The organism is Burkholderia sp. MSMB1072 (genome assembly GCF_001524725.1).
GTDB lineage: Bacteria > Pseudomonadota > Gammaproteobacteria > Burkholderiales > Burkholderiaceae > Burkholderia.
On the sequence record NZ_LOYC01000050.1, the window covers coordinates 83,499 to 95,393 of the forward strand.

At 65.6% G+C, this 11,895-nt stretch carries 8 protein-coding genes and 1 tRNA gene; 4 read left to right on the top strand and 5 right to left on the bottom strand.

Annotated elements, in window-relative coordinates; translation table 11 throughout:
- Positions 1-18 precede the first annotated feature (18 nt).
- Positions 19-993 carry a LysR family transcriptional regulator gene (locus WS89_RS24520; protein WP_059794039.1) on the top strand — a complete coding sequence of 325 codons (975 nt, stop codon included), beginning with the start codon at positions 19-21 and terminating at the stop codon, positions 991-993.
- A 240-nt stretch (positions 994-1,233) separates the two neighbouring features.
- On the opposite strand, the gene WS89_RS24525 is transcribed toward WS89_RS24520, so the two are convergent.
- Positions 1,234-1,494, bottom strand: coding sequence for a hypothetical protein (locus WS89_RS24525; RefSeq protein ID WP_059794042.1), 261 nt, complete (start codon positions 1,492-1,494; stop codon positions 1,234-1,236).
- Positions 1,495-2,103: 609 nt separating this feature from the next.
- Between WS89_RS24525 and WS89_RS24530 the strand changes: the two genes are divergently transcribed.
- From WS89_RS24530 to WS89_RS24540, 3 genes are read left to right on the top strand one after another with little or no spacing between them, the layout of a single operon-like run.
- On the top strand, positions 2,104-3,363 hold the full coding sequence (locus WS89_RS24530) for an HlyD family secretion protein (RefSeq protein WP_059794045.1): 1,260 nt from the start codon (positions 2,104-2,106) through the stop codon (positions 3,361-3,363).
- An 11-nt stretch (positions 3,364-3,374) separates the two neighbouring features.
- Entirely contained in the window at positions 3,375-5,543 is a 2,169-nt protein-coding gene (locus WS89_RS24535) for a peptidase domain-containing ABC transporter (RefSeq protein ID WP_059794047.1), read from the top strand.
- Positions 5,540-6,961 (top strand): TolC family protein, encoded by a 1,422-nt coding sequence (locus WS89_RS24540; RefSeq protein ID WP_059794049.1) that lies wholly within the window; start codon positions 5,540-5,542, stop codon positions 6,959-6,961. The genes WS89_RS24535 and WS89_RS24540 overlap by 4 nt, the downstream gene beginning before the upstream one ends.
- 473 nt (positions 6,962-7,434) lie before the next feature.
- Here the strand turns inward: WS89_RS24540 and WS89_RS24545 are convergent.
- The 4 genes from WS89_RS24545 to WS89_RS24560 all read right to left on the bottom strand — a co-directional run bounded on the left by WS89_RS24545 (position 7,435) and on the right by WS89_RS24560 (position 11,851).
- Positions 7,435-7,511: transfer RNA gene (locus tag WS89_RS24545), tRNA-Met, on the bottom strand.
- 160 nt (positions 7,512-7,671) lie between these two features.
- Positions 7,672-9,330: an MFS transporter gene (locus tag WS89_RS24550; RefSeq protein WP_034208301.1), complete on the bottom strand. Its 1,659-nt coding sequence runs from the start codon at positions 9,328-9,330 to the stop codon at positions 7,672-7,674.
- Between the two features lie 227 nt (positions 9,331-9,557).
- Positions 9,558-11,105, bottom strand: coding sequence for a sensor histidine kinase (locus tag WS89_RS24555; protein WP_059504550.1), 1,548 nt, complete (start codon positions 11,103-11,105; stop codon positions 9,558-9,560).
- Positions 11,106-11,122: 17 nt separating this feature from the next.
- Positions 11,123-11,851, bottom strand: a complete 729-nt coding sequence (locus tag WS89_RS24560; protein WP_006497347.1) for a response regulator transcription factor — start codon at positions 11,849-11,851, stop codon at positions 11,123-11,125.
- Between the last annotated feature and the right edge of the window lie 44 nt (positions 11,852-11,895).

Here is an 11,895-nt window from a genome sequence, read left to right on the forward strand (position 1 = left end):
TTCGAAGGGGGAAGCAGCATGGACCGCATCCAGGCAATGGAAGTTTTTACCCGCGTGGTCGACGCGAACAGCTTCACGCGGGCGGCCGACACGCTTGCGATGCCGCGTGCGTCGGTGACGACCATCATCCAGAATCTCGAGGCGCTGCTCGGCGTGCGCCTGATGCACCGGACGACGCGCCGGCTGTCGCTGACGCCGGAGGGCGCCGCGTACTACGAGCATTGCATGAAGATCATCGCGGAGATCGCCGAGGCCGACGCGAGTTTCCAGGCCGGCAACCGCAAGCCGAGCGGCATGCTGCGCGTCCACATGCCCAGTTCGCTCGGGCGCCGCATCGTGCTGCCGTCGCTGTCGATCTTCCGGCAGCGCTATCCGGACATCACGCTCGAACTGGGCCTGTCCGATCGCTACGTCGATCCGGTCGAGGAAGGCATCGACTGCATGATCCGGGTCGGGCCGCTCGAGGATTCGTCGATGGTCGCGCGGCGCATCGGGATGCTGAAGCGTGTGACGTGCGCGTCGCCCGATTACCTCGCCCGTCACGGCGAGCCGAACGAGATCGCCGATCTCGTCGACCATCATGCAGTGAATTTTCGTTCGAGCCACGGCGCGCGGGCGATTCCGTGGGTGTTCATGATCGACGGCAAGCCATTCGAGGTGCGGATGAACGGCAGCGTCACGGTCAACGATTCGGATGCCTACGTGACATGCGGGCTCGAAGGCTTCGGGATAATCCAGCCGACGCTGTTCATGGTGCTGCAGAACCTGCTCGACGGCTCGCTGGTCGAGGTGCTGCCGGACTGCAATCCGAAGCCGAAACCGATCTCGATCGTGTATCCGCACAACCGGCATCTGTCGCAGAAGGTGCGCGTGTTCGCCGACTGGATCGCGGAGGTGTTCGAGTCGACGCCGGCGCTGGAGGGTGGGGAGAATTGGCGGGGGAGGGTGGGGGCGCAGGCGGCGCGGGGGCCGCGCAGTTCGGTGGCGGCGTAGTGGGTGTAAATGGGCGAGGCCTTTCCGAGCAGGCGAGGCGGCTTGCGAAAAGGGGCGCGCGCGAGGCAGCGCCGGGTGTGAGGCGCGCAGGTAGTACACGCCGGGGCGGGAGCGGGTAAGGCGGAGGGATTTGTGCATGGTCCGGATCGGGGGACGCCGACCGGGACGGAAATCGGGCTAGCCTCGCAGGAAACGAAATCGGACAGCGCGAACGCTGTCCGACCGACTTACACCGTGTAGTTACACACCCGGCGCGAAGAACCCGTCGACTGCGCCGACAACCCCACCCACGGCTCCGCCTGCCAGATAGCCCAAAACAGCGGCCGTCAGCGAGGTTGCCGGGGCGCCGAGGCCGGCGGTTCCATACTCGCCGGCAATCCAGCCGCCCAGCGTGGCGGTGGTCAGCGCGCCCGATTGCGCACCGTTGACCAGCCCCAGGACGGCGCCGACGAGGCCCGCACCCGATACGGCATTCACTTCCTGCATGTTGAGTTCTTGCATGATTAGTATTCCTTTATTGTCGCATGCTTACCAGATGCCCCTTCTGGCAGGGTTATCGGCCCGGACCGTCGCGGTCGCCGGCCAATCTCGCGTGTCGCAGCGCGTTGCGCAATCGAGTGCTATCGCGCTGAGCAATATAAAGAATCCGGATCGCCGGTTGTGACACGAATCGATTCTATATACGGAAAGTTACTGTCGATTGGCGTTATAGAATTTTATATATCTTTCTTTTTTGAATTAAAGTTATAAATTGCTGAATGAGTTGACTGGATTGGTGGGTATGTCGAAAACTTTCAAAATCCGAGCCGCTTGATGGGCGGTTGCTGCAATATGAAACTGGTTTGCGGCATGGAATTCAATGATTTCAAGCATGCTGTCCATGCCGTCTGGCTGGGGGTGGGTTGTGAAAAGATACGGATCTTATGTATCGCGAGTGATTGAATGGGTTATCTATAAAAAGAATTTGGAGTCGGTTGTGAAATCGGTTTCGCATATTGGTCTGGGAATTTTTACTCATTGGCGGGCTGGCATTTCAGGTAAATAATGCTCGTTTAAATATTTCAACTTCTCGTTGGCTAACGATTCCCAGTCGGAAAGCTCGATTGCCTTATGACGATAGATAATCTTTTCCGTCCGGAGGCGCGGGCAGCGCAACGCACATCGGTGCTCGGCGAAATCGTGCTGGTGCGTCCTGTGTCGTTCACGTTCCTGGCGGCCGCGGCTGTCTGCATGGCGCTTGGCGTCATGCTGCTGTTTGCGTTCGGCAGTTATACGCGCCGAACGACGGTCGACGGCGTGATCGTGCCCGACGCGGGTCTCGTCAAGGTGTATGCACAGCAGCCGGGTATCGTGCTGCGCAAGGCCGTGCTCGAAGGGCAGCACGTGACGCGCGGGATGGTGCTGTATACGGTTTCCACCGACCTGCAGAGTGCCTTCGGAGGCCGGACCCAGGCCGCGCTGATTGACCAGGCGCGGCGGCGCAAGTCGTCGCTGCTGCAGGAGATCGACAAGACGCGGCTGTTGCAGCAGGACGAGCGCGACACGCTGCGGGCCAAGCTCGCGAGCCTGCGTGCCGAACTTTCGCGCATCGACGATCAGCTCGCCGAGCAACGCTCGCGCGCATCCATTGCCGCGGACGGCGTCGCGCGCTATCGACGCCTGCTCACGCAGGACTACATCTCGACCGACCAGTTCCAGCAGCGCGAAGCCGATCTGCTCGATCAGCGATCGAAGCTGCTGGGCCTGCAGCGCGACCGAGCGAATGTGTCGCAGGCGCTCGATGAGACCGCAAACGAGCTCAATGGCCTGCCGCTCAAGCAGCAGAACCGGCTGTCGCAGATCGATCGCAGCGTGATCGACGTCGAGCAGGCGTTGATCGAGAGCGAGGCGAAGCGCGAAATCGTCGTTACCGCACCGGAGACCGGCGTGGCGACGGCCGTGATCGCCGAGCCGGGGCAGATGATCGACGCCGCGCATCCGGTCGCGAGCATCGTGCCGGACGGGGCGCACTGGCAGGCGAATCTTTTCGTGCCCAGCGCGGCGGTCGGTTTCGTGCACGTCGGCGATGCCGTGCTGGTGCGCTATCAGGCTTATCCGTACCAGAAGTTCGGCCAGTATCGCGCACGCGTGACGTCGATCGCGCGCACAGCGCTGTCGACGGCCGAACTGTCGACGAGCGGCGCGCCCGCGGCCGGCGAAGGCTCGTTCTACCGTATCACCGCCGCGCTGGCATCCGAGCACGTGACGGCCTACGGAAAGCCGCAGCCGTTGCAGGCCGGCATGGCGCTGAAGGCCGACATCCTGCAGGAGCGCCGTCGCCTGTACGAATGGGTGCTCGAACCGCTGTACAGCCTCACCGGAAAATTCTGAACGTATCGATCATGTCCTTCCTCGACCGTCTCTCGTTCGGCGTTGGCGGCAAGCTGCCGATGATCCTGCAGACCGAAGCGACCGAATGCGGGCTCGCCTGTCTCGCAATGATCGCCGGTTACCACGGCCATCACGTGGACCTTGCGACGCTGCGCGGCCGCTTTCCGGTGTCGCTCAAAGGCACCGGCCTCGCCCGTGTCATCGAGATCGCACATCGGCTCGATTTCGGCACGCGCGCACTCAAGCTCGACCTCGACCAGCTCGGCCAGTTGCGGATGCCTTGCATCCTGCACTGGAATTTCAATCACTTCGTCGTGTTGATGGAGGTGAGCGGCAGGGGCGCGGTGATTCACGATCCAGCACAGGGTATCCGTAAGGTACCGCTCGACGTGCTGTCGCGCGCGTTCACCGGCGTCGCGCTGGAGCTGTGGCCGACGAGCGGTTTCGAGACACGCGACGCGGCACCCGCGGTCAAGCTGCGCGCGCTGCTTGGCCCCGTGTCCGGGCTGTCTCGCTCGCTCGGCCAGGTGCTGGTGCTCGCGCTCGCGCTCGAAGTGTTCGCGCTGGTGCAGCCCTTCTTCCTGCAGTGGGTGATCGACGAGGTGATCGTCGGCGCCGACCGCGATCTCCTCACCGTCCTCGCACTCGGTTTCGGCCTGTTGCTGCTGATGCAGCAGGCGACGAGCGCGATTCGTGCGTGGGCGCTGATGTATTTCGGCACGATGCTGAACGTGCAGTGGCGCGCGAACGTGTTTACGCATCTGCTGAGCCTGCCCGTGCGCTACTTCGAACGGCGGCACCTCGGCGATGTCGTGTCGCGCTTCGGCTCGATCGACACGATCCAGCAGACGCTGACCACGTCGTTTCTCACCGCGGTGATCGACGGCCTGATGACGATCGTCACGCTCGCGATGATGTTCGTGTACAGCCGCGTGCTCGGCTGTGTCGCACTCGCGGCGATGACCCTGTACGCGCTGCTGCGCTGGCTCTGGTACCGGCCGCTGCGCCGCGCGACCGAGGAGCAGATCGTGCGGGCCGCGAAGCAGCAGAGCCACTTCCTCGAGACCGTGCGCGGCGTGAAGACGATCAAGCTGTTCGGCCGGCAGCACGAGCGCCGTGCGAGCTGGCTGTCGCTGCTGGTCGAGCAGGTCAATGCGGGGCTGCACGCGCAGAAGCTGCAGTTGCTCTACCAGCAGCTCAACGGGCTGCTGTTCGGCATCGAGGGGCTGCTGATCATCTGGCTCGGCGCCAGGATGGTAATGGAAGGTCAGTTCACGGTTGGCGTACTGATGGCGTTCAACGCATACAAAGGGCAGTTCGATGGCCGCGTCGGCAGCCTGATCGACAAGTACTTCGAGGTCAAGATGCTGCAACTGCAGGGCGAGCGACTCGCCGACATCGTGTTCGCGAAGCCGGAACCCGATGCGAGCATGCGCCATGTGCCGGGCGAAGCGGACGATCTCGCGGCGAGCATCGAGTTCGACGCGATCGCCTTTCGCTATGCGGACGACGAGCCGACGGTGCTCGACGGCGTTTCGTTCGCGATCGCACCCGGCGAATCGGTCGCGGTCGCCGGGCCGTCCGGCTGCGGCAAGACGACGCTCGTCAACGTGTTGCTCGGCGTGCTGCAGCCGACCGCAGGCTGCGTGCGGATCGGCGGCGTCGACGTCGGCCTGCTCGGGCTCGAGCGGCTGCGTGCGCTAGTCGGTACCGTTCTGCAGGACGACGTGCTGTTCGCGGGATCGATCGCCGAGAACATCGGCTTCTTCGATCCGGATGCCGACCCGCAGTGGATCGTCGAGTGCGCTCGGCTCGCGGCCGTGCATGCGGACATAGTCGCGATGCCGATGGGCTACAACACGCTGGTCGGCGACATGGGCACCGTGCTGTCCGGCGGCCAGAAGCAGCGCGTGCTACTCGCGCGTGCGCTCTACAAACGGCCAAAGATCCTCGTGCTCGACGAGGCGACGAGCCATCTCGACCTGCACCGCGAACAGCAGGTCAACGCGGCTATCGGCGCGCTGCAGATGACGCGCGTGATCGTCGCGCACCGACCGGAGACGATCGCGTCCGCCGGGCGCGTCGTCATGCTGAACGGCGGACGGATCGTGCTCGACCGGCCGACGGCGCCGCTCGCGTCGAACCCGTCCCCGACCGCCGCGGAGGAGGCCGGCCGATGAAACGCCTGCTTTTGCTGGCCGCGATTGCGTGGGCAGCCGTCGCCGACGCGCAGATGCTCGACGTGTTTCGCACACGCGAGGACGTATCGGCCGGGCCCGCGACGCCGCTGCTGGTTGACGCGTCGTGCAGCCCGATACCGGACGACCGTCCACTCGAGCTCGACGATGCGATCCTGCAGGCGATTTGCACGCATCCGCAGGCACGTCAGGCATGGGCGAACGCGCGTGCGCAGGCGGCCGCCGTCGGCATCGCCGAAGCGGCGTACCTGCCGACGCTGAACGGGACGGCCGGTGTCCAGCGCGATACGCTGTCGACGACCTACGACTACAGCGCGCTCGGTCTCGGTTCGCAGAGCCAGTCGCAGAAATCGACCAGCAAGTACGGCACGCTCAACCTGAGCTGGGTATTGCTCGATTTCGGCAAGCGAGGCGCTGCGCTGCGGCGGGCGCGCGCATTGCTCGCGGCGGCCAACGACGCGCAAAGCGACGCATTGCAGACGGTATTTTTCAATGCCGCACAAGCGTACTACGCGGTGCAGAGCGCGCGAGCATCCGTCGATGCGGCGAAGCAGGCGGAACGCATCGCGAGCGACAGCCTTGCGGCGGCCACGGCGAAACACGACGGCGGTGCCGGCACGCTGAGCGACCAGTTGCAGGCGCAGACACTGTATCGCCGAGCTGTGCTCGATCGTGTCGGCGCCGAAGGTGATGCACAGGTGGCGGCAGGCGCGCTCGCGGTCGCGATGGGACGCAATGCGAACACGCCGTTTCGGATCGCCGCGACGAAGTCCATTCAGAAGGTGGCGGACGTCGAAGACGTCGATCGCCTGATCGCGGAAGCAATGGATCGCAATCCGAAGCTTCTGGAAGCTCGCGCGCGACTGGACTCGGCGCGCGCGAACGTCGACGCCGCCCGCGCACAGGGCCGGCCGACGGTGTCGCTGACCGGCAGTCTGACGCAAAACAATCCGTCGTACCAACAGCAACCCGAATCGTTTCCGATTTCGCGTAGCCACGGCAGCTCGATCGGCATCCAGGTGACTATTCCGTTGTTCGAGGGCTTTGCGTCCGGCTATCGTGTCGCTCGGGCCGAGGCTCAGGCCGACGGGCAGGAGGCGGAGCTGCGCAATGCCGAGCTGCAGGTGTCGCTCGACGTGTGGAAGAGCTATCAGGAATTGCGAGCCGATACCACGAATCTGACCACGTCCGGTGCGCTGCTGGACGACGCGCAGCGCTCGCTGGACGTGGCGAGCGGGCGTTACAAGGAAGGCGTCGGCAGCTTCACCGAGTTGCTGAATGCGCAGACGGCGCTTGTCGATGCGCGCAAGCAGCGTGTGCTCGCCGTGGCGAAATGGCGAACGGCGCGCCTCAGGCTCGCGGCCGGCCTGGGAAAGTTGGGGATGTCGACTGAGCAATAGGACAAATCCTGTTCCAGCCAGAATCAGGCGGGGCAGGCCTTATACGATCCGCGAGGCGCAATGCATTCCGGAGCGGGCGATCGAGGGGCAGCGGAGCGCGTGGTCGTCGGGGTGATCGATGGGTTGACAGGCACGGCTATAAGACCAGGCAGAAGAAATCGAAGACCTATGCCGCCACCTCCGCCAAGGTCGTTACGGGCGCCGTTGCGGTCGGTCCAGAACGAACGGCATCGCAAGATAGGGCGTGCGAAGCGAGAGCTGCCGCGTTGTGGGCGCTAGAAAAAGGAACCGTTGTTGCGAACTTCGATAGGCCGGCTGCAGCAGGCCAGTCAGATTCCGGATAACCCGTGTGCGCAGCCGCGAGGTTAGGATTGGCGATGCTGGTGTTGCAGCCGCATGCTGTTTGCGGAGCGCGGGTGGGTTTTGCGGAGCAAAGAAAAAGGGCCCAGCTTGCGCTGGGCCCTTTCTGCATTTGGTGGCGAATCAGGGATTCGAACCCCGGACCTGCGGATTATGATTCCGTCGCTCTAACCGACTGAGCTAATTCGCCGAAGACTTGAATTATGTCGATCGGCCGGCCGGCTGTCAATACCTTTTTCCGTCTTTCCCGAAAAAAGTTGCCGCCGGCCCGTGTCGGCCTTCACTGCAGGCGGGGGCGGTCGCCGGAACACATGCATCCGCCGGCCGTCTCCCCCGCTCCACGCACAACGTCAATCCTGCGCGTAGATGTCCGAGTCCTTCGTCTCCTTGACGAACAACAGGCCGATCACGAAGGTAGCCAGCGCGATCACGATCGGATACCAGAGTCCCGAATAGATGTTGCCCTTCGCCGCGACGATCGCGAACGCGGTCGCGGGCAGGAAGCCGCCGAACCAGCCGTTGCCGATGTGATAGGGCAGCGACATCGACGTGTAGCGGATCCGCGTCGGGAACATCTCGACCAGCATCGCGGCGATCGGGCCGTAGACCATCGTCACGTAGATCACGAGGATCGTCAGGATCACGATCGTCATCGGCCAGTTCAGTTGCGCCGGGTCGGCCTTCGCCGGGTAGCCGGCCCCCTTCAGCGTCGCCGCGAGCGTCTTGTCGAACGCCGCGCCCTGCGCCTTCGCGTCGGCCGCCTTGCCGTCGTAGGTCTGGATCACCGTGTCGCCGACCTTGATCTCGGCCGGCGTTCCGGCCGGCGCCGCGACGTTCTCGTAGTTCAGGCCGGCCTTCGCGAGCGCGCTCTTCGCGATGTCGCACGAGCTGGTGAACTTCGACGTGCCGACCGGGTTGAACTGGAACGAGCAGGTGGCCGGATCGGCCACGACCGTGATCGGCGCCTTCTGCGTCGCGAGTTCGAGCTGCGGATTCGCGTAGTGCGTGAGCGCCTTGAACAGCGGGAAGTAGGTCAGCGCCGCGATCAGGCAGCCCGCGAGGATGATCGGCTTGCGGCCGATCTTGTCCGACAGCGAACCGAAGAACAGGAAGAACGGCGTGCCGATCAGGAGCGCGATCGCGATCAGGATGTTCGCGCTGGCGCCGTCGACCTTCAGCGTCTGCGTGAGGAAGAACAGCGCGTAGAACTGGCCCGTGTACCACACGACGGCCTGGCCGGCCGTCAGGCCGACGAGCGCGAGGATCACGATCTTCAGGTTCTTCCACTGGCCGAACGCTTCGGTCAGCGGCGCCTTCGACGTCTTGCCTTCCGCCTTGATGCGCAGGAACACCGGCGATTCGTTCAGTTGCAGCCGGATCCACACCGACACCGCGAGCAGCAGGATCGACGCGACGAACGGCACGCGCCAGCCCCAGTTGCCGAACGCCTCCTCGCCGACGAACGTGCGCACGCCGAGGATCACGAGCAGCGACAGGAACAGGCCGAGCGTGGCCGTCGTCTGGATCCATGCGGTGTAGAAGCCGCGCCGGTTGGCCGGCGCGTGCTCGGCGACGTAGGTCGCCGCGCCGCCGTACTCGCCGCCGAGCGCGAGGCCCTGCAGCAGCCGCATCGCGATGAAGATCACGGGGGCGGCGATGCCGATCGACGCGTAGCCGGGCAGGAAGCCGACCACGAACGTCGAGACGCCCATGATCACGATCGTCACGAGGAACGTGTGCTTGCGGCCGACGAGGTCGCCGAGCCGGCCGAACACGATCGCGCCGAACGGCCGCACCGCGAAGCCGGCGGCGAAGCCGAGCAGCGTGAAGATGAACGCGGCGGTCGGATTGACGCCGGAGAAGAAGCTCTTGCTGATGTAGGCCGCGAGCGAGCCGGCCAGGTAAAAGTCGTACCACTCGAACACGGTGCCGAGCGACGACGCGAAGATCACCTTCTTCTCTTCGCCCGTCATCGGCGAGTGCGAAATTTGCCCGCCTAACGTTGCCATGAATCGTCTCCAAGTCCCTTGATATAGATGTGCGGCCGCCTTGGGAGGGGCGGGCCTGTCGACGATTATTGGCACGGAAACTTACGGCGCACTGACTCGCGCGTACAAAACGACTGCGCGTTAACCCGTGTCGAATCGGCCGCTTCGCGGGCCGATCGTGGTGCGAACGGCCGGTAAATCGCCGGTTTCGACGTGTTTGCGCCGAGTCGCGGCGGCGCGCGTCAGGGTTAATCCGGGGCGGGGGCGGCGAGCGGCAGGCTGATGCGCACGAGCGTGCCGGCGAGGCGCGGCGCGTGCTGGTAGACGTGATCGTCGAGCGTCAGCGTGCCGCCGTGCTGCGTGGCGATCTCGCGCACGATCGCGAGCCCGAGGCCGCTGCCGTCGCCTTCGCGGCCGAGGATCCGGTAGAAGCGCTCGACGACGCGCTCGCGCTCGCCGGCCGGGATGCCGGGGCCGGTATCTTCGACTTCGAGATGCACGAGCCGCGCGGCGGGCTCGGCCCGCACGCGCACGGTGATGCGGCCGCCTTCCGGCGTATAGCGGATCGCGTTGTCGACCAGGTTGCCGAGCATCTCGCGCAGCATCACCGGGTTGCCGTCGACATCGAGCGGCGCGTCGTCGTCCGGGCCTTCGTACCCGAGATCCATGCGTTTCGCGAGCGCGGCCTGTACCCAGTCGCGCACCGTGCGCCGCGCGAGCGCGGCGATCTCGACCGGCTCGAACGTGAGCCCGCTCGCGCGGTTCTCGGCACGCGCGAGCGCCAGCAGTTGCGTGACGAGCCGCGCGGCCTGCTCGGAGCTCGTCGCGATCTGCTCGAGCGAGCGCTGCACGTCGGGCGGCACCGGGTGGCGTAGCGCGAACTCGGCCTGCGTGCGCAGGCCCGCGAGCGGCGTCTTCATCTGGTGCGCGGCGTCGGCGATGAAGCGTTTCTGCAGCGCCATGTTCTGTTCGAGGCGCGCGAGCAGGTCGTTGAACGACGTGACGAGCGGTTCGATCTCGGGCGGCGCGCGCTGCGCCTCGACGGGCGACAGGTCGTCGGGCCGCCGCGCGCGAATGTGCGCCTGCAGCGCGTTGAGCGGCGCGAGCCCGCGCGACAGCCCGAACCAGACGAGCAGGATCGCGAGCGGCAGGATCACGAATTGCGGCAGGATCACGCCCTTGATGATGTCGTTTGCGAGCGCGTTGCGCTTGTCGAGCGTCTCGCCGACCTGCACGAGCACGGGCTGCGCACCGCTCGCCTGCGGCAGCGCGACCGTCGTATACGCGACGCGCACGTCGTTACCGCGCAGCAGGTCGTCGCGGAACACGACGACGCCCGGCGGCGGGCGGTCCTCGTCGCGCGGCAGCGGCATGTCGGCCTCGCCCGCGACCAGCTCGCCGCGCGTGCCGAGCACCTGGAAGTAGACGCTGTCGATGTTGTCTGCGCGCAGGAAGTCGCGCGTTTGCTCCGGCAGCGTCAACTCGGCGACGCCGTTGACCGGATGGATCTGCCGCGCAAGCACGTACGCGTTGGTCTCGAGCGCGCGGTCGAACGGGCTGTTCGCGATCGTCTTCGCGACGAGATAGGTGACGGCGATGCTCATCGGCCACAGCAGCAGCAGCGGCGCGAGCATCCAGTCGAGGATTTCGCCGAACAGCGAGCGCGGGCGCGGCGTTTCGGGCGATTCGGTTTCGTCGGGCGGCGCGAACGGGTTCTCGTAGCGCGCGTCGCGCGCCTCGTCGGCAGCCGACGACGGCGAGCCGGTCGGGTGGCGGGAATGGGCCGGCGTGGCCATCGCGGCGCCGCGCGGTGTCAGCGCAGCGGCGTGCCGGCCGCCGCGGGCTGGGGCGCCGCCGTGTCGGCCGGCGTCGCGGGCGCGACCTTCTCGAGGCAATAGCCGAGGCCGCGCACGGTCGAGATCCGCACGCCGCTCGGTTCGATCTTCTTGCGCAGCCGGTGCACGTAGACTTCGATCGCGTTGTTGCTGACTTCCTCGCCCCATTCGCACAGGTGATCGACGAGCTGTTCCTTCGACACGAGGCGGCCGATCCGCTGCAGCAGCACCTCGAGCAGGCCGAGTTCGCGCGCGGAGAGATCGAGCACGTGATCGTTCGCGTACGCGATGCGGCCGACCTGGTCGAACGCGAGCGAGCCATGGCGCACGACGGTCGGGCCGCCGCCGGCGCCGCGCCGGGTCAGCGCGCGCACGCGAGCCTCGAGCTCGTTGAGCGCGAACGGCTTGGCCATGTAGTCGTCGGCGCCGAGGTCGAGCCCCTTCACGCGTTCGTCGACGCTGTCGGCGGCGGTCAGGATCAGCACGGGCAGATTGGAATTGCGCGCGCGCAGGCGCTTGAGCACGTCGAGCCCGGACATTTTCGGCAGCCCGAGATCGAGGATCAGCAGGTCGAAAGTCTGCATCGACAGTGCGGTGTCGGCGTCGACGCCGCTCTTCACGTGATCGACGGCATAGCCCGATTGGCGGAGTGACCGGGTGAGGCCGTCCGCGAGTATGCTGTCGTCTTCGGCGATGAGGATTCGCATGTTGCTGACCGATGGCCGGCGGGCGTGCATGCCGGCGCGGCTGT